General features: G+C 57.3%; 22 protein-coding genes. 16 read left to right on the top strand and 6 right to left on the bottom strand.

Translation table 11 applies throughout. The features are described 5' to 3' along the window. Positions 1-163 precede the first annotated feature (163 nt). The 5 genes from ileS to ABVF61_RS16825 all read left to right on the top strand — a co-directional run bounded on the left by ileS (position 164) and on the right by ABVF61_RS16825 (position 7,381). Positions 164-3,124: an isoleucine--tRNA ligase gene (ileS, locus tag ABVF61_RS16845; protein WP_353994693.1), complete on the top strand. Its 2,961-nt coding sequence runs from the start codon at positions 164-166 to the stop codon at positions 3,122-3,124. Between the two features lie 19 nt (positions 3,125-3,143). After that, complete coding sequence (lspA, locus tag ABVF61_RS16840) at positions 3,144-3,680, top strand: signal peptidase II (protein WP_353994692.1); 537 nt, start codon at positions 3,144-3,146, stop codon at positions 3,678-3,680. A gap of 78 nt (positions 3,681-3,758) precedes the next feature. Continuing rightward, a complete protein-coding gene (locus tag ABVF61_RS16835; protein WP_353994691.1) occupies positions 3,759-4,469 on the top strand; it encodes a hypothetical protein in 711 nt (236 codons plus the stop codon). Between the two features lie 263 nt (positions 4,470-4,732). After that, positions 4,733-6,052, top strand: a complete 1,320-nt coding sequence (locus ABVF61_RS16830) for a M16 family metallopeptidase (protein WP_502950007.1) — start codon at positions 4,733-4,735, stop codon at positions 6,050-6,052. A 3-nt stretch (positions 6,053-6,055) separates the two neighbouring features. Next, entirely contained in the window at positions 6,056-7,381 is a 1,326-nt protein-coding gene (locus tag ABVF61_RS16825; protein WP_353994689.1) for a M16 family metallopeptidase, read from the top strand. A 168-nt stretch (positions 7,382-7,549) separates the two neighbouring features. Here the strand turns inward: ABVF61_RS16825 and ABVF61_RS16820 are convergent, their stop codons facing one another. Continuing rightward, positions 7,550-8,137: a helix-turn-helix domain-containing protein gene (locus ABVF61_RS16820; RefSeq protein ID WP_353994688.1), complete on the bottom strand. Its 588-nt coding sequence runs from the start codon at positions 8,135-8,137 to the stop codon at positions 7,550-7,552. A gap of 109 nt (positions 8,138-8,246) precedes the next feature. Between ABVF61_RS16820 and ABVF61_RS16815 the strand changes: the two genes are divergently transcribed. Beyond that, the gene (locus tag ABVF61_RS16815) at positions 8,247-9,431 is read left to right on the top strand and encodes a benzoate/H(+) symporter BenE family transporter (RefSeq protein WP_353994687.1); all 1,185 of its coding nucleotides are present in this window, start codon (positions 8,247-8,249) and stop codon (positions 9,429-9,431) included. 82 nt (positions 9,432-9,513) lie between these two features. Here the strand turns inward: ABVF61_RS16815 and ABVF61_RS16810 are convergent, their stop codons facing one another. Further along, positions 9,514-11,136, bottom strand: a complete 1,623-nt coding sequence (locus tag ABVF61_RS16810; RefSeq protein WP_353994686.1) for an EAL domain-containing protein — start codon at positions 11,134-11,136, stop codon at positions 9,514-9,516. A 522-nt stretch (positions 11,137-11,658) separates the two neighbouring features. On the opposite strand from ABVF61_RS16810, the gene ABVF61_RS16805 reads away from it, so the two are divergent. From ABVF61_RS16805 to groL, 5 genes are all read left to right on the top strand, one after another. Continuing rightward, on the top strand, positions 11,659-12,318 hold the full coding sequence (locus ABVF61_RS16805; RefSeq protein WP_353994685.1) for a hypothetical protein: 660 nt from the start codon (positions 11,659-11,661) through the stop codon (positions 12,316-12,318). A 145-nt stretch (positions 12,319-12,463) separates the two neighbouring features. Further along, positions 12,464-13,954, top strand: a complete 1,491-nt coding sequence (locus ABVF61_RS16800; protein WP_353994684.1) for a sigma-54-dependent transcriptional regulator — start codon at positions 12,464-12,466, stop codon at positions 13,952-13,954. A 115-nt stretch (positions 13,955-14,069) separates the two neighbouring features. After that, positions 14,070-14,639, top strand: a complete 570-nt coding sequence (locus ABVF61_RS16795; RefSeq protein WP_353994683.1) for a hypothetical protein — start codon at positions 14,070-14,072, stop codon at positions 14,637-14,639. Between the two features lie 287 nt (positions 14,640-14,926). After that, entirely contained in the window at positions 14,927-15,214 is a 288-nt protein-coding gene (gene groES, locus ABVF61_RS16790; protein ID WP_353994682.1) for a co-chaperone GroES, read from the top strand. Positions 15,215-15,271: 57 nt separating this feature from the next. Beyond that, on the top strand, positions 15,272-16,915 hold the full coding sequence (gene groL / locus ABVF61_RS16785; RefSeq protein ID WP_353994681.1) for a chaperonin GroEL: 1,644 nt from the start codon (positions 15,272-15,274) through the stop codon (positions 16,913-16,915). 98 nt (positions 16,916-17,013) lie between these two features. Here groL and ABVF61_RS16780 read toward each other — a convergent pair whose 3' ends face one another. Next, positions 17,014-17,820 carry a helix-turn-helix transcriptional regulator gene (locus ABVF61_RS16780; RefSeq protein ID WP_353994680.1) on the bottom strand — a complete coding sequence of 269 codons (807 nt, stop codon included), beginning with the start codon at positions 17,818-17,820 and terminating at the stop codon, positions 17,014-17,016. A gap of 121 nt (positions 17,821-17,941) precedes the next feature. Between ABVF61_RS16780 and ABVF61_RS16775 the strand changes: the two genes are divergently transcribed. The 4 genes from ABVF61_RS16775 (at position 17,942) to ABVF61_RS16760 (ending at position 22,662) form a co-directional block, all read left to right on the top strand. After that, complete coding sequence (locus ABVF61_RS16775) at positions 17,942-19,543, top strand: ABC transporter substrate-binding protein (protein ID WP_353994679.1); 1,602 nt, start codon at positions 17,942-17,944, stop codon at positions 19,541-19,543. 83 nt (positions 19,544-19,626) lie between these two features. Continuing rightward, entirely contained in the window at positions 19,627-21,180 is a 1,554-nt protein-coding gene (locus ABVF61_RS16770) for a M81 family metallopeptidase (protein ID WP_353994678.1), read from the top strand. Positions 21,181-21,341: 161 nt separating this feature from the next. Continuing rightward, positions 21,342-21,956 (top strand): LysE family translocator, encoded by a 615-nt coding sequence (locus ABVF61_RS16765; RefSeq protein ID WP_353994677.1) that lies wholly within the window; start codon positions 21,342-21,344, stop codon positions 21,954-21,956. A 67-nt stretch (positions 21,957-22,023) separates the two neighbouring features. Beyond that, on the top strand, positions 22,024-22,662 hold the full coding sequence (locus ABVF61_RS16760; RefSeq protein WP_353994676.1) for a 2-hydroxychromene-2-carboxylate isomerase: 639 nt from the start codon (positions 22,024-22,026) through the stop codon (positions 22,660-22,662). A 4-nt stretch (positions 22,663-22,666) separates the two neighbouring features. On the opposite strand, the gene ABVF61_RS16755 is transcribed toward ABVF61_RS16760, so the two are convergent. The 3 genes from ABVF61_RS16755 to ABVF61_RS16745 are packed head-to-tail and all read right to left on the bottom strand — an operon-like array spanning position 22,667 to position 24,751. Further along, entirely contained in the window at positions 22,667-23,860 is a 1,194-nt protein-coding gene (locus ABVF61_RS16755) for an RNA polymerase sigma factor (RefSeq protein ID WP_353994675.1), read from the bottom strand. Beyond that, positions 23,857-24,210, bottom strand: coding sequence for a YciI family protein (locus tag ABVF61_RS16750; RefSeq protein WP_299484300.1), 354 nt, complete (start codon positions 24,208-24,210; stop codon positions 23,857-23,859). The genes ABVF61_RS16755 and ABVF61_RS16750 overlap by 4 nt, the downstream gene beginning before the upstream one ends. Before the next feature lie 31 nt (positions 24,211-24,241). After that, the gene (locus ABVF61_RS16745) at positions 24,242-24,751 is read right to left on the bottom strand and encodes an SRPBCC family protein (protein ID WP_353994674.1); all 510 of its coding nucleotides are present in this window, start codon (positions 24,749-24,751) and stop codon (positions 24,242-24,244) included. A gap of 144 nt (positions 24,752-24,895) precedes the next feature. Between ABVF61_RS16745 and ABVF61_RS16740 the strand changes: the two genes are divergently transcribed. Next, a complete protein-coding gene (locus ABVF61_RS16740) occupies positions 24,896-25,822 on the top strand; it encodes an NUDIX domain-containing protein (protein ID WP_353994673.1) in 927 nt (308 codons plus the stop codon). The last annotated feature ends 3 nt before the right edge of the window (positions 25,823-25,825 follow it).

The raw sequence follows: 25,825 nt of genomic DNA, 5'->3' as shown, positions 1-25,825 counted from the left end.
TGAGATGATCGCGATTGCGCGAATTACTTGCCCGGCCTTCGGCTGACGCGACATACGCGGCGCCAGGGTCCGGGATATTCCTGTTCTTGCTGCCTGACCACAGGTTCGCAACACCCTGTAAAATTGACGGGCGACGTTCCCGAACGACCGGATCGAATTGACGATGACCGAGACAGACAAACGCGACTATTCCGAAACGCTCAACCTGCCGCAGACGGATTTTCCCATGCGCGCCGGCCTTCCCAAGAAGGAGCCGGAGATCCTTGCACGCTGGGAGAAGCTTGACGTCTACAAGAAACTCCGCGAGCAGGGAAAAACCCGCGACAAATTCGTGTTGCACGATGGCCCACCCTACGCGAACGGCAACATCCATATCGGGCACGCACTCAACAAGACCCTCAAGGACATCGTCACCCGGTCGATGCAGATGATGGGCTACGAGAGCAACTATGTTCCCGGCTGGGACTGTCACGGACTGCCGATCGAGTGGAAAATCGAGGAGCAGTACCGGGCCAAGGGCAAAAACAAGGACGAAGTCCCGATCAACGAGTTCCGCAAAGAATGCCGCGAGTTCGCAGAACACTGGATCGACGTCCAACGCCAGGAGTTCAAGCGCCTCGGCATTGAGGGCGACTGGGACAATCCCTATCTGACGATGCGCTTCGACAGCGAGGCAATCATCGCCAGGGAACTGATGAAGTTTGCCACGTCCGGACAGCTTTACCGCGGTTCCAAACCGGTCATGTGGTCAGTGGTCGAAAAGACAGCACTGGCGGAGGCAGAGATCGAGTACCAGGACCACAAGTCCGATATGATCTGGGTGAAGTTTCCCGTCGAAACCGCCGGCGGCAGTGATCAGGCTGCGGTCGAGCAGTTGCTGGACGCCGCCGTCGTGATCTGGACAACCACACCCTGGACCATCCCCGGCAACCGGGCGATCTGCTTTTCCTCGCGTATTGCCTATAGCCTTTATGAAGTGACCCAGGATGGACTGCCGGATGAAAACTGGGTGCAGAAGGGCGACCTTCTGATCCTTGCCGACGCGCTTGCCGAAGAGGTTTTCAAGAACGCCCGGATTTCGGACTTCAGCCGTGTTCGCGCAGTTACCGCGGACGAGTTGGAAACGATCACCTGCGCACATCCGCTCGCCGAACTTGGGCTTGGCGGGTACGAATTCGATGTTCCTGTTCTCGACGGTGATCACGTGACGGACGATGCGGGAACGGGTTTTGTTCATACTGCACCTGGCCACGGCGCGGACGACTTTGAAATCTGGATGGCGAAACGGGCCGATCTGGATGCGCGCGGCATCAATACCGCAATCCCCTTCACCGTTGCCGATGACGGGTTTTATACGAAGGACGCCCCCGGATTTGAGGGCTACGAGGTCATCACCCACAAGGGCGAAAAGGGCAAAGCCAACAAGGCGGTCATCGAAAAACTCAAGGAAAGCGGCAACCTGATCGGACTTGGCCGGCTCACGCATTCCTACCCGCATTCGTGGCGGTCCAAGAAACCGGTGATCTTCCGCAATACGCCGCAGTGGTTCGTCTATATGGACAAGGCGCTCTCAGGTGAAGGTGACACGTTGCGAACGCGGGCACTCGACGCCATCGATGCCACCCGCTTTGTGCCCGGAAGCGGCAAGAACCGTCTGCGCTCGATGATCGAGAACCGGCCGGACTGGGTGCTTTCCCGCCAGAGGGCGTGGGGCGTGCCGATCACGGTATTCATTCACAAGGACACTGCAGAGATCCTGAAGGACGAGGCAGTGAATGCGCGCATTTTCGACGCGTTCTGCGAAGAAGGTGCCGATGCCTGGTATGCGGATGGCGCCAAGGAGCGTTTCCTTGGCAACGACCATAATGCCGATGACTGGGACATGGTCACTGACATTCTCGACGTCTGGTTCGACTCCGGTTCCACACACGCTTTTGTTCTGGAACAGCGGGACGACCTCAAGCCAAAGCGGAAAAAAGACGGCGGCAACGACTACGTGCTCTACCTGGAAGGATCCGACCAGCATCGCGGCTGGTTCCACTCCTCCCTCCTGGAAAGCTGCGGTACGCGCGGCACGGCGCCATACGACGCTGTCCTCACACACGGTTTCACGATGGCCGAGGACGGGCGCAAGATGTCCAAGTCGCTGAACAACCAGGTGTTTCCGCAAGACATCATCAAGCAGTATGGTGCTGACATTCTGCGCCTTTGGGCAGCTTCAACCGACTATTGGGAAGACCAGCGTCTGGGCCAGGAAATCATCAAGACCAATGTCGACAGTTACCGCAAGCTTCGCAACACGCTCCGCTGGATGCTGGGATCACTCGCCCACGCCACTGGCGAAGATGTCGCTGTTTCGGATATGCCTGAACTTGAAAGGCTGATGCTGCACCGCCTCGCGGAACTCGACGAACTTGTCCGAGAGGCCTATTGGGAGTTCGACTACAAGAAAGTCGCTCATCAGCTCTTCACGTTCATGACTGTCGAGCTGTCGGCCTTCTATTTCGATATTCGCAAGGACGCGCTTTACTGCGATGCGGCGTCCTCCACGAGGCGCAAGGCGTCGCTCTGTGTCATCGACAAGCTGTTCAATTGCCTGGTAACCTGGATGGCCCCGATCATGCCGTTCACTATGGACGAGACCTGGGTGACCCGTTATGGCGAGGAGACATCCGTTCACCTTGAACAGTTCCCGGTCGTGCCAGCCGCGTGGAAGGATAACGATCTGGCGGAAAAATGGGCCAAAATCAGAACCGTGCGCCGCGTAATCACGGGCGCGCTTGAGATCGAGCGGCGGGAGAAGCGCATCGGCTCCTCCCTGGAAGCACATCCGATCGTTCACGTGACTGATCCGGATCTGATGGCAGCCCTTGAAGGGCAGAACATGGCCGATATCGCGATTACAAGTCTTTTGACCTTGTCATCCGATCCGGCGCCGGAAGGCGCTTTCACGCTCGACGACACCAAGGGGGTCGCCGTCATTCCGGCACTCGCCGACGGGCAAAAATGCGCAAGGTCCTGGAAGATCCTGCCGGAAGTCGGTTCTGATCCTGATTATCCCGAGGTGACATTGCGTGACGCGGAAGCCCTGCGCGAGTGGGACGCAGCGCACGCCGCTGCATAAAATACTAAAGATCGAACGCATGAACGAGCCACTTCAAAGCGCATCTTTAACCGACAAGCGGCCCTTTTTGTGGGGCCGCTTGAGTTCGCTTGTGCTCGGTATAGCTCTTGCCGGGCTTCTCCTGGATCAGGCAAGCAAATTGTGGCTTCTGTTCGTTTTCGATCTTGGAGCAAACGGCCCTGTCGCGTTGTTTCCGTTTCTCGATATCGTACTTGTCTGGAACCGCGGCGTGTCCTACGGGCTCTTCCAGCAGAACAGCGATCTGGGACGATGGCTGCTCGTCGTGCTGACGGTGCTCATCACAATAGGGTTATGGATCTGGTCAGCCCGCTGTCAGTCCAGGTTGATCGCCTTTGCACTCGCAATGATCATCGGAGGAGCGATCGGAAACGGAATCGACCGAATCGCCTATGGTGCAGTTGTTGATTTCGTCCATTTCCATGTCGGCGACTTCTCATGGTATGTGTTCAATCTTGCAGATGTGTGGATCGTTGCAGGCGTAGCTGCACTCCTGTATGACAGTTTCGGAAATGGTCCTAATTCAGCCGCAAAATGAAGGTTTAAGGCTGAAGAGGATGCATAGTGGGGATATTTGAACCCACACTTTCAACTTAATACCGGGGAGTCTGCTGTGGTGCGGACGAAACTTAACTGGGTCAAAAAGAGCGCTCTACTCGTTCTCATGGGAGGACTGGCGGCCTGTCAGGCGGCCGATGGAACCTCCCAGGCACCAGATGTGGCACTGGTGAATTCCTTCATGAGTGGCCTGGGCGCCGTCGACCCGAATGAAAAACCGATCGACTACAAACCGCGCGCGCCACTAGCTATGCCGGCCGAGCCCGGAAAACTTCCCGAACCTGAAACCGAGGTCGCCGGCACCGATGCCGCGAACTGGCCGAAGCAGGAAGAAAACACGCAGTTTGAAGAGCTTAAAGAGCTTTATGCCGGATCCGGCGGCGGCCTGAACAAACAGCCATTGACACCTGAGCAGATGCGTGGCTTCAAGATAACGGGTGTTACCGGCCAGGCGACACGGAACCTTGAGGCGGAACGGCGCGAAAACGATGTTGCCGAAGGCGAAGTGCTCAGCCGCCAGCAGCAGCGTGAGGAATGGGAACGGCTGCAGCAGATCAAAGCACAGCAGGCTGGCTATGAAGAGAGCGGCCTGGCATCACGCCGGTATCTGACGGAACCGCCGACAACTTACAGCACACCGTCACCCGACGCACCGATGCCGGACATCGTCAAAAAGACGAACAAGGGTAAGCCGACAAACTACGACCCTTACGCCAGCACACCGATCGATCCACGCTGTCTTGAAGGACAATCTGCATATTGTAACTGAACACGATTAATCGTGGATGACGAAATTGTAATGGGACCTTCGGGCTAACCTTCCTATATGGATGGTCTTGTCCGGAGGTTTTTTGTTTTAGGCCAGAACGGGAGACATACGTGAACCTTAGCCCCAAAACGCTTCGCCCATTCATTTCTTCCCCGCTTCGCAAATTAGTTCGGTTTATTGTGTTGCCCGCGGTCCTCGTTGGAACAGCCACCTTGGCACAGGTTGCCAGTGCTGAAGTCGACACGACGGGTTCCAGCGGACTTATGATCGCCCCCAACCTTGAGAGCTTTACGCTTGAAAACGGTCTGCAGGTGATTGTCATTCCGGACCGTAGAGCGCCGGTCGCCACGCACATGATCTGGTACAAGGTCGGTTCGGCGGATGAACCCGAGGGCCAGTCGGGGGTCGCCCATTTTCTTGAACACCTCATGTTCAAAGGAACGGAAAACTATCCCGACGGAGCCTTTTCCAAAATGATCGCCGAGCGCGGCGGTCAGGAAAACGCTTTCACTAGCCTCGACTACACCGCCTACTTCCAGAAAGTCGCAAAAGAGCATCTTCGACTGATGATGATGCTCGAGGCAGACCGGATGGAAAACCTGGTTCTGACCGATGAGATCGTCGACCCTGAACGCGATGTCGTTCTGGAAGAACGCCGGAGCCGCGTCGATAGCGAGCCAGGTTCCCGCCTGCGGGAAGCCATGAACGCCATCACTTTCGTGAACCACCCCTATGGTTCGCCCGTCATCGGCTGGCAAAGTGAAATTGAAGCGCTCAATAAGGAAGCAGCTATCGCATTTTACGACCGCTTCTATACGCCCAACAACGCAGTCGTGGTGGTCGCAGGCGACGTCGAGGTGGACGAGGTTCGCAAGATGGCCGCCGAAACCTATGGCGAGGTGCCACGACGCGCTGAACCGGGTGAACGCGTACGTCCGACCGAACCGCCCCTTTCCGGCGAACGCCGCATTGCTGTTTCGGACCCCCGTGTCCGGCAGGAAACCATTTCCCAGACCTGGGTTGTTCCGAGCCGCTCGACTGGCGGAGGCCGGACGCCGGAAGCACTCGATGTCCTCTCGTACATTCTTGGCGAAGGTCCCTCGAGCCGGCTTCACAAGTCTCTTGTCCTCGAACAGGAAGCCGCGATTGGAGCCGGTGCCTACTACCAGAGCCAGGCGCTCGATGACGGGCGTTTCGGTATCTATGCCGCACCACGCCCGGGCCGCACATTGATGGATATGGAACGCCTCATATCCAAGGAGTTGGAGAAACTTCTCGAAACGGGCGTTACGGAAGAAGAAGTTACACGCGCAAAGAATACGATGATCGCGAGCGCCATCTACGCGCAGGACAGCCAGTCCGGTCTTGCCCGCCTCTTCGGAGGAGCATTGACGACCGGTCAGACGGTCAAGGATGTGCAGAGCTGGCCCGCACAGATCAATGCCGTAACACCGCAAGACGTTCTCGACGCGGCCCGGACCTATCTGACCGGGACGCCGGTTTTTGGCGAGTTGCGGTTCGAGCAACCGACCGAGCCGGAAGCCGCCCTGACAAATGCAGCAAAAACAAACGACAAGTCCTGACCCATGGCCCAGAGATTCCCTTTTCACAAAACTGCGGCCATAGCCGCTGCCGCACTCGTCGCGTTTCTTGCGTTTTCTCGTATCGCGCAGGCCGTTGAAGTCCAGAAGGTTATCAGCCCCGAAGGCATTGAAGCCTGGCTTGTGGAAGACCATACGGTTCCCATCATTGCGATGAATTTTTCCTTCGACGGAGGCTCTACTCAGGATCCGGTCGGAAAGGAAGGGCTGACACGTCTCTTGGCTGCGTCTCTTGATGAAGGCGCCGGCGAGCTCAGTTCGGAAGAGTTCCAGGGAAGAATGGAAGAGCTTGCCGTCAGCATCGGTTTCAACACCGGGCGGGACCGTTTCTACGGTAGCCTCAGAACACTCAGCCCGACGCTTACCGAGGCGTCGGATCTGCTTGCGCTTGCGGTCAACGAACCACGTTTCGACGAAGCGCCTGTCGATCGCATGAAGACTCAGCTCAAAACCCAGATCAAGCGGAACGAAAGCGACCCCAACGCAATCGCCGGCCGTTCGCTCGCAGGCGCCATGTTTGGGAATCACCTTTACGCAAGGCCAACCTTGGGGACCGCCAAAACGCTTGCGGCCCTTGAGAAGTCCGACCTACAGATGCAGCACGGCAAGCTTCTGTCGAAACAGGGCCTGACCATAGGTGTCGTCGGGGCGATAAACGCTGAGACGCTTGCCCCAATCCTCGACAAGGTGTTTGCTGGCCTTCCCGAGCAAACCGACCTCACGGCAGTATCGGACCTGGAACTGCTCTCCGGAGAGACCATCCACCGGGAACTTTCCGTACCGCAAACGACCATTCTTCTGGCCGTGCCCGGCCTCATGCGCGATGATCCGGATTACCAGGCCGCTTATGTCATGAACCACATTCTCGGCGGTGGTACATTTACCTCCTGGATGTATCAGGAGGTGCGCGAAAAACGCGGGCTCTCCTACGGCGCAAGTACCTCGCTTTCGCCCTATCGACACACGGGCTTGCTGATCGGCTCGGCGGCGACGAAGACCGAGCGCGCGAAGGAGACGGTCGGCGTGATGCTTGAGCAGCTTGAGCGCATGGCAACGACAGGTCCTTCCAATGCCGAACTGGATGCGGCCAAGCGCTTCATCACAGGATCTTATGCCCTGCGCTTTGACAGTTCCGGCAAGATTGCGCGTCAGCTGGTAGCCCTGCAAAATGCGGGCCTAGGGATTGACTACTTCGACCGCCGCAACAGCGAGATCGACGCTGTTACGCTGGAAGACGTGCAACGCGTTGCCAAAAGGCTGCTGGCGGAAAACAAGCCGACAATCATCACCGTCGGTCAGGAGCAAGGCTAAGCAAGCCGGGAAACAGGCGCGCAGCCTTGGCGTTAATCAGACGTATGACGGCTGCACGCTGCACATGAAGGGACCGAGCCTGTCGGTCCTTTCCACTCTTTGCCGATTGACCTGTTGCCACGAGGCGCTTCACTGCTCTTGCAAGCAAGGTCGTCAGCGCTTTAAGCCTCAGGGCTTGCCTTCGGTTTCCGTGTCGGTTCCAAACAGGCTCGTCTTCGGATAGTGCAATGTATTGTGAAACTGGGCGGTCGCACCGCTCAAGTTGCGGTATCCGTGAGGCTGGTCTGCTGGAAACCTGATTCCATCACCGCAGCGGCACAGCTTCCATCGACCTTCCGACAAGACCTCCATTTCTCCCGTTACCACATAGACATCCTCGACCACACCGGCATCGTGCGGATTTGAAGTATGGGTTTGCCCCGCTTCAAGCGTGACAACAAACGTTTCCGAACCAAACACCGGGTCGAAGGGAAATATCGTTTGAAATCCGACGCTTCCCGGGAACCGAATGAGGTCGCTCTGTGCAGGGGTGAAGGTTTCAATCGGCTGAACAAGGTCTTCGATGAATGCCGTGAGGGGCAGATGAAACCCCTTTGCCAGCTTCCAAAGGGTCGCAATCGTCGGACTGGAATCACCACGCTCGATCTGATGAAGCATTGCCTTGCTGACGCCGGTCATTTCCGCGGTCTGCGACAGGCTTAGTCCCGCGTTTTGCCTGGCTGCCTTGAGCTTGATTTGAATTTTCTTTTCGGTCATTCGCCTGTTTCTCTTGTTCGTTATAACGAACGTACGTTATAACGAACAAACTGCGGAGCCTGGTTTCAGGCCAAGCTTAGCTTTCCAGAACGGCAAAGGCACGGGCGATATGATTGCAGGTCTGAAACTTTCACACCTTGTCTCCGGTTTCATCGCGGTTCTGGTCGGATATACGGGCAGCGTCGCAATCATTTTTCAGGCCATAGACACGCTTGGAGCGACACAGGCGCAAGCCAATAGCTGGATGCTGGTCCTGGGACTTGGAACGGGTCTGAGCGGCTTGTTCTTGTCGCTTCGCTACCAGATGCCGATCCTGACGGCGTGGTCGACGCCGGGGGCGGCGTTGCTTGTCATTGGTGCCGAAGGTCTCCCAATGAGCGAAGCCATTGGTGCATTCCTGTTTTGTGGTGCCCTGCTCACACTGACAGGCGTGACAGGCTGGTTTGAAAAGGTCTCGCGCCTTATTCCCGATGCGATCGCCAGCGCAGTGCTGGCAGGCGTCCTGTTTCGTTTTGGATTGGGCGTCTTTTCGTCGATGGAGGAGGACTTTCTGCTCGTCGCGGTCATGTGCATCACCTACCTTGCCGGAAGACGATGGTTTGCGCGGTATGCCATCCTGTCGGTGCTTCTTTCAGGAAGTCTCTTTTGCTGGATCACGGGCGCTTTCCAAACAGAAGTGTCTTTTTCGTTTTCAGCCGCACAGCCTGTTTTCGTCATGCCGGAATTTTCACTGATCGCACTCATCAGTGTCGGTCTTCCGCTTTACGTCGTCACGATGACTTCGCAAAACATGCCGGGCGTGATTGCCTTGAAATCCGCCGGTTACAAGCCACCGGTCTCCGCCAGTCTGACCGTTACGGGTCTCGCGTCGCTCCTGCTTGCGCCATTTGGCGGCTTTGCCTTCAATTTCGCTGCAATTACGGCCGCGATTTGTGCAGGGCCGGAAGCGGACGAAGATCCTAAGACGCGGTACAAGGCGGCGGTCATTGCCGGCATTTTCTACTGCGGTTTCGGCATGCTGGGCGCTGCGGTCATCAGTCTGTTTCTGCTCGCGCCGAAAGCACTGGTGATCACCGTCGCCGGTCTCGCCCTCCTGAGCACGATCGGCGCAAGTCTCAACGCGGCATTGCTGAGGTCTGACGATCGCGAAGCAGCTCTGGTGACTTTCATGACCACGGTTTCAGCCGTTTCTTTTTTCGGCATCGGCGCACCCGTCTGGGCCCTGCTGTTCGGAACAGCAACCAGTTTTGCCTTGTCCAGGTCCAGAACACTTCATCTAACGCGAACATCCTGACGGTCACACGGCGTTTCCCGGCCAAAACGATAGATTTCACGTTGAGTGAGGGTCAAAAGCAAAGGCAGAGGTCGAAGCCGCGTTATCCTGCCGCGGTTTTTCTGGCACCTGGAGCCGGGGCTCCCTGCAGGACCTCGGCTCTCACGGGACGCGGTGGCGAAAACAGATTGCCCTGTGCCAACTTCACATCATAATCGAGGAGTTCCAGAACCTGCGATTCCGTTTCGACGTGATCGGTGATCAGTTCCATGCCGTAGCGGTTAAGCAAATCACCGAAATCGGACGGGTGGATGTGCCCATGGTTCGCTTCGCGGCGTCCGATGAGATAGTCGGCGTGCAACTTTCCGAACTTGAAGCCCCGGCCTGCAAGCGAATTGAAATCCATCTTCATGTCTGAGATGCGGTCAATCGAGAAACGGAAGCCGACTTCGTAGAGCGCATTCAGGCTTTCGAGTTCCATCGCGCCCATGCTGGCCACATCGCTTTGCGAGAACTCGAATATCAGAACATCGGAATAGGACTGGTTGGATTTCACGAATTCAAGGAACCCGGGGAAGAACGTCTCATCGACAAGCGAAACCGACGAGATATTGCAGAAAAGCATTGCGTTGCGGTTCCGGGACGTAAGCCGCTTTATCACCTGAATGGAACGGAACAACAGCAGATTGTCGATACGGGCGATTTGCCCGGACAGAACCGCTTCAGGTAAAAACGCTGCCGCCTCGACAGCGTTGCCCTCGGCGTCGCGCAGGCGCGTGAATCCCTCGTAGTATTTTACCTGTCTTTGGGGAAGCGTGACAATCGGCTGCAGGTGCAGCTCAACCCTGTTTGCATTCAAGGCTGACGTAATCAGGTCCCGCATCGCAAGGTTCGGCTGCTGACGTTCCGGCGCTGGCGGCTCCGGCTGCACAAGCCCCTCATCATCGAGTGGAAACTCGTCTACGGACAAGGGCGCTTGACGAAATTCATCGTGCCGCTGAGGTGGCGGCGTATCAGGTATCGGCGGCTGGTTGACGGCGGGCCGGGGCGGTGTAACGCCATATCTGCGGTCCCACTCGGCCATGTCACCCCGGCCGGTGCTCTCCTGAAGCGGCTGACTTGCAGGCTGGTTTAAGAACGGATTGACGGGCGCCTCCGCTGCCTGCCGGAACCCTTGAGACGCCATTGCTTCCTGGCGCGGTTCGTTCACCTCGACCGGCATCGCGCTCAATGGCGCTGCACCTGCCTGCGCCATTTGATGAGGTGGACGCAAGGCTTCCGGTCTTTCAGCGAGTGACTGTGCCTGGTTTGGCTGCGCATAATGCGGCAGTGCGCCCGCATGCGACGGCGGTGCCAGTGCTTGTTGATCTTCGACCCTGGTTTCCAGATCCGACATGGCTTCCGCCATTTGCTTGACCAAGGTGCCCAAGACTTCGACTTCGGCAAACAGCGGGTCAATTTCAGCACGCGTGCGGCGGGGCATGGTGTGTTCCATCCCCGTCAGCCGACCTTCAAGATTGCCGACATCTTCATCGAGGTCAGCCATCTTGTCTTCCAGGCGATCGACCGCCTCACTGACCGCCCCACGATCGTGCACACGGCCAATCAGCAGATGAATGAGGATCATGGTGCACATCAGCGCCAGCGAAAGCGAAACCGCTTCACCGAACGGGCGTCCGAACTGAAAAATCAGCACGGTTGCCGACGATGCTGCGATGATCGCCATACATATCGCTACAAAGATGGTCCCCGTCCGGCCCATGGCGTTTAAAAGTTCCGACCCGAATCAAATATCACCGGCCAATCATGCCTTAAGAAGCAGTCTCCTCCGAATCCGCAAGCTCGATTCATGCATGAATTGCATCACTTGTCCCCGACTAAGCACCGCCAAACCCGGTGTTTTTCCATTTGACGGGTGAATTTGAGCTCCGTACCGCCCTGCACACGACCTTGTCTGATCAGGCTACCAAACCGCGGTGGAGGGATGACTTTTGTCATTTGCAATCACCTGCGACTTGGTTAAGATCACGTTAGGGCAATTGTCGTGGTGCGTTTAAGAACCGGTTACCATAAGGGGACTGGCATGCACGCGGCCGTACACTCAGGACGGAATACGTCACAAAAAAAGGCCCAAAACGAGCGAAAAGACCTCCGTTCGAATATTCAAACAACGGGTAACTCAGGTTCTGGGGCTGACAGCTCCGGGCATTCGAAGGGCTCTGACGACCCAGGATGCACGGACGAGCAAGTGACATCAGCGCTGGTCAAAACGCTCAAAAGCCCGGAATTCGCATCCGCGCCGCAATTGCGCGCCTTTCTGGAATTCGTGGTGCGGGCATCGCTCGAAAATCAGCACGAAAAAATCAAAGGGTACACGATCGCGGTTGAAGCGCTCGGACGTGGGGAAGACTTCAATCCGGTAACTGATCCGATCGTCCGCGTGGAGGCCGCCCGTCTTCGTCGCCGGCTCGCCAAATACTACGGAGGCAGCGGCGCTTCGGACCTTATCAGGATTTCAATTCCAAAAGGCAGCTACGCACCAGCCTTCAAATCTGCGACAGACCTGGATGGCCCCGAGAATTTCAAAAACCCGCAGGACGGGGACGTCCAGGAGGCTTTTGCCGTCACTGGCCCGGCTGCGGTTGAAGATCTTCTGATGCCTGCAGCGGAAGACATCCCGCAAGCGCCATCCTCAGCGCGGCCGACCTGGTCTGACCAGGTCCAAAGCGCTCAAGGCGCAGCGGCAGAACAACTGCAGGACACTTTGGCCGAGACGCAAGTTCTTGCGGGGCCGCAACCTGCAAAGCCCACACAGCCACTCTTTCAGAAACGGGTATCGATCTCCGTTGTTGCCGTCCTCTCCGTTGCCTGTTTCCTGGCCGGTCTGCTGGCAGGTTCTTTCCAGTAAGAACCGCCTCTCGTCAGTTTTCTCCGTAAAAACTGCAAAATGCGTCATCTGACAACGCTTTGTTTACCCTGTTCGGAGAATTATCAAATTGACGAATCTTTCGATAGTCGAATGACCCAGCTCAAGCGACGGGAGTTACCCAGCAATGGGGAGTAATGAGGGCAAAGAGTTGCCTGTGATTGTCCGTGTTCTCGACGCATCGGCTTCAGAAGCCGCCCGCACTTCTGCCGTTTGCGCCAAGTTATCCTCATCTTGTGCCGATCCGATCCTCTACACAGATTCCGCATCCTGTCTTCAGGACCTGGCGGATAAGTCGACAGATATTCTTATTATCGATCTGGAGACAATTGGAGGCGACGAAGCGCTGGAAGCCTATGCAGTACGCTGCCCCAAAGCCGTTATCATCGCCGTTTCTGCCAAGGGATCGGTTTCGCGCGCGGTCAGCGCAATGCGGGCAGGCGCACATGATTTCCTGACTAAACCGTTTTCACTGGATGCGCTTGCAACGAAAATCTCGTTTCAGCTCAAACAGCGCCGACCGGTGCTGCCTTCAGCTGTTGTGGACTTCCCGGCACCCCATCAGCCCGGGGCCCCAGCAGAGCGACCTGAACGCCCGACATTTTCCGAAGCATCGCCAATTGATCAGACAGGACTGAACAGACTGGTTGGCGTTTCCCTCCAAATGCGCGAGATCCATGACCAGATTGCCCGTATGGCACCGTCGCAGGCTCCTGTTTTCATTACAGGTGAATCCGGCACAGGCAAGGAACTGTGTGCGAACGCTATACATGACCTGTCCGATCGTCAGCCCAACCGGTTTGTCACGCTGAATTGCGCGGCAATTCCGCGAGATCTCATCGAAAGCGAGATTTTCGGCTATATGCGTGGAGCCTTCACCGGTGCCACCGAAAATCGGCCAGGCGCTGCCGAGCAGGCCGACGGGGGCACCCTGTTCCTGGATGAAATCGGCGAAATGGACCTGTTGCTTCAAAGCAAGTTGCTCCGGTTCCTGCAGACAGGCACTTTTCAAAGGCTGGGCGACACGCAGTCCCGCAAGGTGGACGCGCGCATCATATGCGCGACCAACCGGAACCCGGTCGCCGAAATTTCTGCCGGGCGCTTTCGCGAAGATCTCTACTACCGCCTGCACGTCCTGCCGGTCCACCTGCCGGCGCTCCGGGAACGGCGCGATGACATTCTACCGCTCGCGGAGGCATTTCTCACCCGGTATTCCGGGGAAGAGCGGCGGGGTTTCAAAGGCTTCGACGCTGATGCCGAAACCCGCATCCTGTCCTATTCGTGGCCCGGCAATGTCCGGCAGCTTGAAAACACGATCCGACAGATCGTGGTCATGAACGACGGCGCAGCTGTCACCTTCGACATGCTGCCGATGGTTATCCGTGATCAGAGTGGCCGCCCGAACGCCGTTATCGATCTGTCCCGGGAACGCTCGCGTACCAGCGCACCCAGCCGGCCATTCGGCGCAATCGAACCACTTTGGGCCCAGGAGCGCCGGATTATCGAAGATGCGCTGGATGCCTTTGACGGGAATATTGCCATGGCTGCGGCCGCACTGGAGATAAGTCCCTCGACAATCTACCGGAAACGTCAGTCCTGGACAGCGCGAAGCCTTTAACCGGCTATCGTTTACTGCATCGCACACATTCTCTTGTCTAACGTCAAAAGTCAGTCTATATCGGCAAAAATCCGCCAAGAAACGAAAAGACATAAAGGCGTGCTGGGAAGAGAAGATGCTGACAGGAAAACGCTTATCCAGGCAGACTGCATCCGCCATCCTTATTGCAACAGGGATCTTGGCCGGCATTTGTTCGCCGGCCGTCTCTTCTGAGAACGTCCCTCTTCCGTCTGACGCTTTCAACGACGCAAAAGCTGCATACGATGCGGCCTGGGATGCCAACGGCCTCGCCTTTGCGGTAGCCACTTTTACCAGGGACGGTGGCACCGCGTACGGCCAGTACACGCCGCGCAGCGATTCCGTCTTTCAAGACGATGACGTGCTTTCCATTTACGCTGAACCGGTCGGCTATTCCTTCACACAATCGGACGGGCTTTATGCCTTTGAGTTGACGGCAAGCTACCGACTGCTCAACGCATCGGGACAGGTGCTCGCGGAACAGGACGATTTTGCGGTGTTTTCAGGTCAAGGCCGCTCGAAGCAAAGAGAGCTGGCAGCCGCGCTGTCTTTCCAGTTCACCGGCCTTCCCGCGGGCGCTTACACACTTGAAACACGATTTACCAATGAAGCTGACGGAGAAACTGCCGGTTTCAGCTTGCCTTTTTCGATTGCCGCCCCTAATTGAGCGTCAAGGACAGGATCGTCCAAGGCCCGACTTCGACGATCACCTTCCCTTTCGTTAACCATAGCGAAGCCTGATAAAGCGTTTTGCGGCGCTTTTGAGATTAAATTCTCCTCATAAAGCATTGACAAGAACGGCGCTGCTGCATAAATCCAAGGCGCTGTTAGCACTCGCCTTGAGGGAGTGCTAATTGGCGGCAGATGCCGACCGCATCTGCCTCATTCAACCTAATAATCATGTCTCGCGCGCTGCCAATTGCGTGGGGCGCGCTCATGAGAGGAAACAGTCTTATGGCATTTCGTCCACTGCACGACCGTGTCGTAGTTCGCCGAGTAGACTCGGAAGAGAAAACTGCTGGCGGCATCATCATTCCGGACACCGCAAAAGAGAAGCCGCAGGAAGGCGAGATCATCGCTGTTGGCACCGGTGCCCGCAAGGACAGCGGTGAAATCGTTGCTCTCGACGTCAAGGCAGGCGACCGCGTCCTGTTCGGCAAATGGTCCGGCACCGAAGTCAAGATCGACGGTGAAGACCTCCTGATCATGAAGGAATCCGACATCATGGGCGTGATCGCTTAACTCGACAGCGAACCGCTTTTGATTTCCCCTAATTCCAAGTTTATGTGAGACGACTCTATGTCTGCTAAAGAAGTAAAATTCTCCTCCGACGCCCGTGAGCGCATGCTCCGCGGCGTGGACACACTCGCAAACGCTGTCAAGGTAACCCTCGGCCCGAAAGGCCGTAACGTCGTTCTCGACAAAGCCTTCGGTGCACCGCGCATCACCAAGGACGGTGTATCTGTTGCCAAGGAAATCGAACTGGAAGACAAGTTCGAAAACATGGGCGCCCAGATGGTGCGTGAAGTCGCTTCCAAGACCAACGACATCGCTGGCGACGGAACGACAACTGCAACCGTTCTGGCTCAGTCCATCGTCAAGGAAGGCGCCAAGGCTGTTGCTGCCGGCATGAACCCGATGGACCTGAAGCGCGGCGTCGACATGGCTGCTGCTGAAGCCGTCAAGGCTCTGGAAGCTGCTTCCAAGACCATCACCACTTCGGAAGAAGTTGCACAGGTCGGCACCATTTCCGCAAACGGCGACGAGCAGGTCGGTCAGGACATTGCCGAAGCCATGCAGAAAGTCGGCAACGAAGGCGTGATCACCGTCGAAGAAGCCAAGTCTCTGGAAACCGAGCTGGAAGTCGTCGAAGGCATGCAGTTCGACCGCGGCTACCTGTCCCCTTACTTCGTCACCAACGCCGACAAGATGCTGGCTGACCTGGAAAAGCCGTTCATCCTGCTGCACGAGAAGAAACTCTCCAACCTGCAGGCCATGCTGCCGATCCTGGAAGCTGTTGTTCAGTCTTCCCGTCCGCTTCTCATCATTGCTGAAGACGTCGAAGGCGAAGCTCTGGCAACTCTCGTTGTCAACAAGCTGCGCGGCGGTCTGAAAATCGCAGCCGTCAAGGCACCGGGCTTCGGCGATCGCCGCAAGGCCATGCTGGAAGACATCGCGATCCTGACCGGCGGCACCGTGATCTCCGAAGATCTCGGCATCAAGCTGGAAAACGTTTCCCTCGACATGCTCGGCACCGCTGAGAAAGTTGCGATCACCAAGGAAACCACCACCATCGTTGACGGTGCCGGTTCCAAGGAAGACATCGACGGCCGCGTCGGACAGATCAAGGCACAGATCGAAGAAACCACTTCCGATTACGACCGCGAGAAGCTCCAGGAGCGCCTGGCCAAGCTCGCCGGTGGTGTTGCCGTTATCCGCGTTGGCGGTGCGACGGAAATTGAAGTGAAAGAGAAAAAAGACCGCGTTGACGATGCTCTGAACGCAACCCGCGCTGCCGTTGAAGAAGGCATCGTTCCAGGTGGTGGCGCAGCGCTGCTGCGTGCAAAAGACGCTGTATCCTCGCTCTCTTCCGGCAACCCGGACATCGAAGCCGGCATCAAGATCGTTCTGCGCGCTCTGGAAGCTCCGATCCGCCAGATCGCCGAGAACGCGGGTGTCGAAGGCTCCATCGTGGTTGGCAAGGTTGGAGAAAGCGGCGACGCTTCCTTCGGCTTCAACGCCCAGACCGAAGAATACGTCAACCTGATCGAAGCCGGTATCATCGACCCGACCAAGGTTGTGCGTACGGCTCTGCAGGACGCAGCTTCCGTTGCTGGTCTCCTGATCACCACCGAGGCCATGGTTGCCGAGCTGCCGAAGAAAGACGCAGCCCCTGCAATGCCGGGTGGCGACATGGGCGGAATGGGTGGCATGGGCTTCTAAGAAGTCCAAACCTCAACTGCTTTACGGAAAGGGCGGCTCTCGGGCCGCCCTTTTTGCATCTCGCGCCGCCCATATCTGTGGGCCCGAGCCACAGGAACTTACAAGCGAACGCTTTCCTCGCTGAAGTCTGAAGCCAGATATCTTCGGATCACCGGATCGAGCCGCAGGTTTTCGGCACTATAGACACCGCAGCTTTTGAACAGATCCTTCACAGACCGGTAGGCCTCGAACTTTCGCCAGACCACTTTGGATGCGTAAGGCATTCGTCTCGGCATCGATGCCATGAAACACATCGTGCCAAAGAGATAATGCCGCTTCTGTCTTGGGGGCGGCGTCAGGATGTGCATGCTCAGGGCGTTTTCGTTCTTGCGCTCGCTGTCGACAACGAACAGCCTGCCATTCTGATAAGACACCTTGCCATCACACCTGGTCCATCGTCGGCGCTTGAACGTAGTGTCGGTCAGTGCTTCGATCAGCCGGCTGTAGACAACACCGTTGCGCTCGTCGAGAAAGACGGAGTTCACCACATAACCGTTCGGATCAACCGGCGCCTGGAAATAGACCTGATACGCACCGAGAAAAGGCCGCAGCTGCGCCAGGTCTCCTGGAAAGACGTTGGCCAAAGGATCCTGGCGATGCTCGCGCAAGGTGGCGGTCTTTGCACGATAGGACCGCACCAGCTGCGCATGCGCCCCGAGCAACTCCGTGTCCTCGACACCAAAATATCTGGCTATCCGGCGCAGATTGTTCGCCGACGGGTTCGAGCGCCCCGAGAGGTATTTGCTGAACTGCTGCTGATTGATGCCAATGTCGCGGCATACCTGCGCCGTGGATTGTCTTTCCGCGCACAGGAAACGCAGGTTCGCCCTCAAATCGTCGGTCATCATTGTCAACCAGTTCGGCACATGCATCTCTGAGAGAGCTTATACTCGCTTATAAATGCATACAAATGCGCAATTGTCTCTCGTCCGGGAGATGTCGATTGTTGGGCCAGTTTGAAAGCTGTTCATCAATCGGAGGATCGCAATGGACAAGCAGACCTATTTGCGCGTGATGGAACACCGGCTCATGTCTCGCAGCATAGACCGGCGCCAGTTCATGCGGGGTGTTCTCACCACCGGGCTGACTGTTGCAGCAGCAAGCACCTGGGCGGACCGGGTCGAGGCTGCGACACCAAAGAAGGGCGGTGTTCTGACGGCGGGTCTCGGACATGGTGCAACCAGCGATACGCTCGATCCTGGCTTACTGGCAGCGGGGTTCCTCATTCCGCTGGGGATTGCGATGAACGGTTATCTGACCGAGATCGATGCGAACAACACGGTTCAGCCGTCTCTGGCAGAAAGCTGGGAAGTCTCCGGCGATGCCGCTGTCTGGCGGTTCAAGCTGCGGCAGGGTGCCGAGTTCCACAACGGGAAAACGATCACAGCGGATGATGTTGTTGCCTCCGTGAACCACCATCGCGGCGACAAGACAACGTCTGCCGCCGCACCGCTCATGGCCGGCATCAAGGACATTCGCGTCGACGGCAGCGATGTCGTGGTGTTCGAACTTGAGGCGGGCAACGCTGATTTTCCGGCCGCGCTGAGCGACTACCACATCGCGATCATGCCGGCGGTCGACGGAAAGATGGACTGGCAATCAGGCATTGGCGCAGGTGCCTATCGTCTCGATGAATTCGACCCCGGTGTTGCGGCGAAGCTTTCGCGGCATGCGAATTACTGGACTGATGCTGCGGGACATGTCGACGAATGGCGTCTGCTGGTGCTTCTCGACACCAATGCCCGCATGACCGCCGCCCTTACCGGGGATGTGGACGTCGCCGACAAGATCGACGTTAAAACGGCCGGACGCCTTGCCGGGAACCCCAATCTGAACGTTCACTCGGTCGCCGGAACACAGCACTACAGCTTCCCAATGCTTACCGACCGAGCACCGTTCAACGACAACAATATCCGCCAGGCGATCAAATGGGCCATCGACCGCGATGAGTTGGTCGAGAAGATCCTCTTCGGCTACGGCTCGGTCGGAAATGATCACCCGATCGGCTCCGGTCAGACCTATTTCAACGCGGATCTGGAACAAAAGACCCTGGACCCGGACAAGGCGAAATTCTTCCTCAAACAGGCCGGGCTCGACAGCCTCGATGTGGAACTTTCGGCGTCCGACGCCGCCTTCCCCGGGGCCATCGATGCGGCGCTTCTGATCCAGAACTCGGCAGCGAAATGCGGCATCAATGTCAAGGTCGTGCGCGAACCCAATGATGGCTACTGGTCGGATGTCTGGCTGAAGAAGCCCTGGTGCGCAAGTTACTGGGCCGGACGCCCGGTGGAAGACCTGATGTTCTCGCTCGCCTTCAAGTCGGGCGTGTCGTGGAACGAATCGCTCTGGTCGCACGAGAAGTTCGACAGCCTGCTGGTCGAGGCGCGCGCGGAGCTGGATCCGGAAAAGCGCCGCGGAATGTACGGCGAAATGCAGGACATCGTGTCCAATGAGGGCGGTGTCGCCATTCCGATGTTCGCATCCTACGTTTTTGCCACGAGGCCTTCGGTCGGAACACCTGAGGTTATGGGGTCCAATCTTGATCTTGATGGCAGCAGCTTCATGCAACGCTGGTGGAAAGAGAGCTAGACTTGCCGCTGGCGCGCGCAAAGCATGCAAGGGCGATCACACACCGCATCGGACCACTTTTGCCGATGCGGTGAAGCCGTTTTGTGAGCGTTTCCGGCACCCCGACGCAGAAGAAAAAAGCGACCCTGACGACCATGCGACTGTTCATCGCGACGCTGTCCACCGAGACAAACACATTTTCCACCATGCCCACCGGCATGTCCGGATTTCGGGAATATTTTCTGCGTCACGGCACAGCGACGCAGGAGCCGCCCAACCTGATGACGGAAGCACTTCATGTGTGGCGCGCCCGCGCGGAGCATCACGGATGGGACGTGATTGAAAGCCTTGCGGCAATATCCGAACCTGCCGGACCGACAACAAGCGCGTGCTACGAGGCCTTGCGTGAGGAGATTCTTTCCGACCTCCGCAAGACAGGCGGTGTCGACATCGTGCTTCTGCAACTCCACGGTGCCATGGTTGCAGAAGGTTTTGACGATTGTGAAGGAGACATTCTGGAGCGGGTCAGAGCCATCTGCCCCAACGCAGTCGTTGGGACGGCTTTGGACCAGCACTGCCACCTGAGCCAGAAGATGATGCGGAATTCCGACCTGATTGTCTGCTTCAAGGAATATCCGCATGACGATGCATCTGACCGCGCGGAAGAGCTTTTCGAACTGGCGCACAGGACGGTTCGGGGAGACATCCGCCCCGTCATGCGCGCGTTCGATTGCCGCATGATCAATCTCTATCTGACGAAGACCGGAAAGATGCGGGACTTTGTCGGTCACATGCGCGCACTTGAGACGCGCCCCGATATCCTGTCGGTCTCTCTCGCCCACGGTTTTCCCTGGGCCGATGTTGCAGATGTCGGAGCGAAGACACTTGTGGTCACCGACGACAATCCTGCACTTGCTCTTCAAACGGCAGAGACTCTCGGACGCCGGTTCTTCGACCTCCGCCATGAAGTCACAAGCAGTTTTTCCTCCTTGCACGACGCCATCGAAGAAGCCGCAGTTTCCGAGGATAGTCCTCTCGTGCTAGCCGACATGGGAGACAATTCGGGCGGTGGTGCACCTGGCGATTCAACCTTCATGCTCCACGCGCTGCTTCGGCGTCCCCTTACGAATGTTGCGACGGGCATATACTGGGATCCGGGAGCGGTCCGCATCTGTGAAGATGCTGGGTGTGGCGCAGAACTGCGCCTGAGGCTGGGTGGAAAAACCGGTCCGGACTCAGGCACGCCGGTGGACCTGGATGTTCAAGTGATGAACATTCAGACCGGCCTCGGACAGCACCTGGGCAAAGGGCTTGAACCGCTTGGCACATTGGTCTGGCTGCGGACCGGTGATGAAATCGATATTCTGATAAACGATCTCAGGACGCAGGTCTATCACCCCGAAGCGTTCGAACAGCTTGGAATAGAGCTTTCGACAAAATCAACAATCGTGGTGAAATCCCTGTTTCACTTCTATGCGCCGTTCGAAAAGATTGCCTCGAGGATCATCCAGGTGGCAACGCCTGGCGGGACTTCTCCTGACTTCAAGACGTTGAGGCTGTCAAAGCGGCAGGTCCCCTACTGGCCTCGGGTTGATGACCCGTTCAAAGAAGAGGCGCTTCGCAACCTGAGCGCGCCGACGCAAGCCTTTGGCGCTTAAGCCAAGCGCGCTGATTGTCCGACCGGGGCATCGGCGCACGAGACCATCACATCAGCTTTTACGCGCGCCGCAGGGAACCTAAGCCCCGGAACCAGCTTTGAACCGCGGCAGCCGGCAGGAGCGTCATTTGCGCGGCCGTCCGCTTCTGCTAGAGATACGTCATGGATCTCACGTCAGCCTTTCTCCTGGCAACTGCGACTGCAGCGCTCGTTGCCATTCCCGGACCGAATGTTGCCCTGTTTATCGCAAACACGCTGGCCCACGGCGCCCGTTACGGCTGCGCAACCGTGGTTGGCACCTCAATCGGTGTCGGCATCCAGCTGGTCATCGTGGTTCTCGGGCTTTCGACACTTTTGCAGGTCGCGGCGAGCGCACTCGTCTGGCTAAAATGGGCCGGCGTTTTGTATCTGATCTATCTGGGCATCAGTGCATGGCGGCAGGGCCTGGACGAGCTTGATCAACCCCGTGCCACCGGCGGATCGATGAAGCGTTTGTTCCTGCAAGGTCTCCTGCTTGCCATTGCCAATCCGAAGACACTGATATTCATCGCGGCCTTCATTCCCCAGTTCACAGGCAGCAGCCCAACGGTGGCAGGTGTGGCGCTTGCAGCTGCAATCTATCTGTCGATCGTCTTTGTCGGCGACATGTTGTGGGTCGCATTGGCCAATGTATCAAGGCCGGCTGTCATGAAGCTTGGGCGGCTCAGGCACAAGCTGACCGGCATCTTTTTTGTCGGTGCCGGCGTCGGCCTGGCTCTTGCCCGGGTCGAGCGTTGAAACCTCAATCAGCGAAAACCAACCGACGACAACATCTACCTCAGCCAGACGAAACTGAAGGAACCGCATGTCCGTTATCGAGTATGTCTATTCCGCGCATTCCGCCTACGCTTATCTCGGCTCCGCGGAACTCATGCGAATTTGCAAGGACCATGGTGCCAAGCTTGTCCACCGGCCAATCCTGCTGTCGCCCGTCGTCGAAGCGCAACGCGGCAAGCCATTTCGCAAGCGGACACAGCAGCATGTCGACTATTTTTTCGGCCGGGAAATCGAACGTTGGGCGGAATACCGGTCTGTCCCAATCATCAGCCGGCGGCCCAGCACACATGATGCGGACTACAGCATTGCTTCAGGCATGATCATCGCGCTTGGTGAGAGCGGTCCCGAGACCGACAAATTGGCGCATGCACTGTTGGAAGCGCATTGGCGCGACGATGCCGATCTGTCCAACACGTCCACACTGCATGGTATTGCAACCGCCATCGGTCTCGATGCCGACAGACTTCTTGAAGAGGCCTCTTCCGAGTCGATACAGAACACTTTCCAAAAGAACACGGACTGGGCACTCGCCAACGGTATCTTCGGCTCACCGACCTACCTTGTCGATGGCGATCCGTTCTACGGGCAAGACCACCTTCCCCTGGTTGAACACGCGCTTCAAACGCCCTTCAAACCGGGTGGATGGTCAAACCCGGCCGTGGAATAACACGTCACGCCACCAGCGCCCGTTTATTCGTCAGCAGCTTGATTGTCGGCGTATCTGTCGCAAGCGAGATCGCTTTTTCGTAGCTTTTTCTTGCGTCTGCGAAGCCTCCCGCTCGAGAGTGCATATCCGCTCTTGCTGCCCAAAGCGGCTGGAACCCGGAGCCGATCTGTTTTTCCGCGGCCTCAAGCGCTGCCAGACCCGCCTTCGGTCCGTGGAGCCGCCCAGTGACCACGGCTTGCGCGACCAGCGCGCCGGCAGATGGTGCAAGCTTCAACAGTGCGAAATATAGTTTGTTCAACGCTTCCCAGTCAGTCCGGCCGGTCTCCTTGCGCAAGATATGGATCGACTCAATTGCCGCCTCGATCTGGTACCGGCCGATAGCCGATTTCGAATAGGCGCGACTTAGCTGGTGTTTGCCGTATCCGATAAGATCATCGTCCCAAAGCCGTGTGTCCTGTTCGTCGGTCGGCACAAGGACGCCTTCCCTTATCCGAGCACGCGTCCTGGCATGACTGAAGGCAATCAAGGCTGCAAGACCAAGAACCTCGGCATTGTCCGCCATCAGCCGGCTGAGCAGGTCGGCAAGATAAAAGGCTTCATCTCCGAGCGTGTCCTCCGGCTCCAACCAGTCATGGGCATGCAGCGCATAAAGCGCTTCCAAGAGCTTTGCACTCCTTTCCGGCAGTCTGTCCTCGTCGGGCAGCTCAAACGGTATCCCCGCATCGCGGATTTTGGCTTTCGCGCGCACAAGACGCTTTGCAAGGGCCGCAGGCGAAACCAGAAAGAGCCCGGCAATGGTCTTTGCTTCCAGACCAAGAACGGTTTGCAGCATCAGCGGGACATGCAGATCCGCCGCGATCGCCGGGTGGGCGCACACCATCATGAGCGACAGCCGCTTGTCCGGAACGTTCTCTTCAAAGGCTTCACCGGTTGTCATTTCAGGTATCTCGCTGTCAGTGGGAAACCGGGCCTGATGGCGTTGACGGTCGGTGAGCCTGTTCCGGGCCGTTGTCAGCAACCAGGCATCCGGATTGTCCGGAATGCCATGTTCTTGCCAGTGCGTCAGCGCCTTCACAAAGGCATCCGCGAGCATGTCTTCGGCCATAGCGATATCGTGTGTTCTTGAAGACAAGAAAGCCAGAAGCCGTCCATAGGACTCTCGCGCAGCCATTTCGGCCGCGCGAGCCGGGTCGATCATTCAGCCCCCATGGCGGAGGTGCGGATCTCGACTTTTCCGGTTTTGGCGGCCGGGCATTTTTCGGCCCAGGCCATGGCGGCATCAAGGTCCGGCACATCAATGACGAAATAGCCGCCAAGGGTTTCCTTGGTGTCGGCAAACGGTCCATCCTGAACCTGCTTCGTGCCGCCCTTCAATGACAGGGTGGTCGCGGTCTCCACCGGTTGCAGCCAATCTGTATCGACAAAGACGCCAGCCTTTTGCAGCGCGCCGATATAAGCGCCATAGACTTCTTTTTCTGCCGCCCAGTCCTCGGCGGTCATATCGGCCAAATCGGCTGGATCGGTGTAAAGCAGAAAAGTGTAACGCATTTGGAATAGTCCTTCGTTTTCAAAAAGCTGGTCAGGTGGCGGCGGCAAGATTATCGAGACCTTGCTCGAAAGTCTTCCCCACCATGCCGTCCATGAAAAGACCAAAGACGCGGGCAACGGGGTTGAAGCCAAGATCCATGTCCATAGACCAGACAACCTGCGTGCCTTCCGGCGTCGATGCCGTTGAAATTGTCTGAACCGGACGGCCCATGGCACCAAGATCGATATCGTACCGGACGCTGTCAGCCGTCACCGACGCGACAGTCTGACTTCCTTTGCCTTCCTTGCCGTCAAAGCGAAATCCAGCGCCGACGCCTGAAACCGGACCAAAGGGCGTAATTTTCAGATCGGGATCCGAGGTCCGGTAAGGATTGAATGACTGGTAGCCTTCACTGGATGCTGCGAGTTCCAGTATTGTTGCAGGTGCGGCCGAGAGAGTTGCTTGCCGTTCCACATGCACCGTCTTCGGCAAAAGAAGTGTTCCGGCACTCAAGAGAGCTACCACGCCAACGCTGCCCGCAAGTATCGTCCAAATCGTCATGTCTTTCTCCTTCAAATCACTGAAAGGCAACAGCGCCTTCATTGACATGACGAACGGGACGAGCTGCGGTGGACATGAAGCGTCATTTTTTTTTGAGCGGTTGCCAGCTGGCGGCCATGACACGCGCTTGCCGAGGACATATGATTGACGCGAACCCTTTTAGTGCTCGACATGATAACGAGCCTTTTGGGAGGCTTCATGGAACTCCTGATGCTGTGTGCAGGTGCAGCCGACCGGTCTTGGACAGGACCCGCGCGAGAGCGGCCGCTTCGCACCAAAGGCAAGCGCCGTGCACAGAAAGTCGGTGCCTGGATGGGCCGACACAGCCTGCGGCCGGACAAGGTGCTGTCAGCTTCCGGCGAAAGATCACTGGCAACCGCCGAAAAAGCGCTTAAGGCAGGCGGGTGGACCGCTCAGGACATTGCCACATCAGACCCGCTGACGAAGGGGACCTTGGCGAGCCTGCCGGAAGCAAAGAGGGTGTTGCTTGTTGCCCCGTCCAAGACCGTTCAGTCGCTCGCCAATCACCTCCGCTTGCAGATTGAGACCCGGTCAGGCGTGTTGATCGTCCTTTCCCTAGAGAACGGAAAGGCAAGCCTGAGGCACCGTATCGATCCACGGGAACTTCCGGACCACTTTCCTTTTCCTTCACCGGACGGGCCAGAGTTGCGGCTGCGCCCCGCATATTACTACACGCAGTCAGCCGTCATTCCGTTTCGCCGGACGGAAAGGAGTGTTGAAATCCTGATTGTCAGATCCAGCAGCGGACGCCACTGGGTCGTGCCGAAAGGGATCGTCGAACCCGGTTTCAGCCCGGCCAGATCTGCAATGATCGAAGCAAGCGAAGAAGCCGGGGTAGAGGGTTTGATCCGCGAAAAGCCCCTTGGTTCATACACTTATGAGAAGTGGGGTGCGATCTGCAACGTTGAGGTCTATGCCATGGAAGTGACCCGTGTTCTACCTGGCGATGACTGGGAAGAGAGCCACAGGGAGCGCCAATGGATCGATGCGGCAGGAGCTGCAAACTTGCTCGACCAGCCGGCGTTGAGGCGTCTGATCGCCTTGATTTAGGCG

This window comes from Roseibium sp. HPY-6 (genome assembly GCF_040530035.1).
In the GTDB taxonomy this organism is placed as follows: Bacteria; Pseudomonadota; Alphaproteobacteria; order Rhizobiales; family Stappiaceae; genus Roseibium.
This window is presented reverse-complemented; position numbering and strand designations above follow the sequence as displayed.

Coding starts and splice junctions, on each gene's coding strand:
- ABVF61_RS16765 (WP_353994677.1), top strand. CDS start 21,342: ATGGATCTCACGTCAGCCTTTCTCCTGGCAACTGCGACTGCAGCGCTC.
- ABVF61_RS16820 (WP_353994688.1), bottom strand. CDS start 8,137: ATGACCGAAAAGAAAATTCAAATCAAGCTCAAGGCAGCCAGGCAAAAC.
- ABVF61_RS16745 (WP_353994674.1), bottom strand. CDS start 24,751: ATGACGATTTGGACGATACTTGCGGGCAGCGTTGGCGTGGTAGCTCTC.
- ileS (WP_353994693.1), top strand. CDS start 164: ATGACCGAGACAGACAAACGCGACTATTCCGAAACGCTCAACCTGCCG.
- ABVF61_RS16800 (WP_353994684.1), top strand. CDS start 12,464: ATGGGGAGTAATGAGGGCAAAGAGTTGCCTGTGATTGTCCGTGTTCTC.
- ABVF61_RS16775 (WP_353994679.1), top strand. CDS start 17,942: ATGGACAAGCAGACCTATTTGCGCGTGATGGAACACCGGCTCATGTCT.
- ABVF61_RS16830 (WP_502950007.1), top strand. CDS start 4,733: ATGATCGCCCCCAACCTTGAGAGCTTTACGCTTGAAAACGGTCTGCAG.
- ABVF61_RS16810 (WP_353994686.1), bottom strand. CDS start 11,136: ATGGCGATCATCGCAGCATCGTCGGCAACCGTGCTGATTTTTCAGTTC.
- ABVF61_RS16795 (WP_353994683.1), top strand. CDS start 14,070: ATGCTGACAGGAAAACGCTTATCCAGGCAGACTGCATCCGCCATCCTT.
- ABVF61_RS16815 (WP_353994687.1), top strand. CDS start 8,247: ATGATTGCAGGTCTGAAACTTTCACACCTTGTCTCCGGTTTCATCGCG.
- groES (WP_353994682.1), top strand. CDS start 14,927: ATGGCATTTCGTCCACTGCACGACCGTGTCGTAGTTCGCCGAGTAGAC.
- ABVF61_RS16760 (WP_353994676.1), top strand. CDS start 22,024: ATGTCCGTTATCGAGTATGTCTATTCCGCGCATTCCGCCTACGCTTAT.
- lspA (WP_353994692.1), top strand. CDS start 3,144: ATGAACGAGCCACTTCAAAGCGCATCTTTAACCGACAAGCGGCCCTTT.
- ABVF61_RS16755 (WP_353994675.1), bottom strand. CDS start 23,860: ATGATCGACCCGGCTCGCGCGGCCGAAATGGCTGCGCGAGAGTCCTAT.
- ABVF61_RS16825 (WP_353994689.1), top strand. CDS start 6,056: ATGGCCCAGAGATTCCCTTTTCACAAAACTGCGGCCATAGCCGCTGCC.
- ABVF61_RS16750 (WP_299484300.1), bottom strand. CDS start 24,210: ATGCGTTACACTTTTCTGCTTTACACCGATCCAGCCGATTTGGCCGAT.
- groL (WP_353994681.1), top strand. CDS start 15,272: ATGTCTGCTAAAGAAGTAAAATTCTCCTCCGACGCCCGTGAGCGCATG.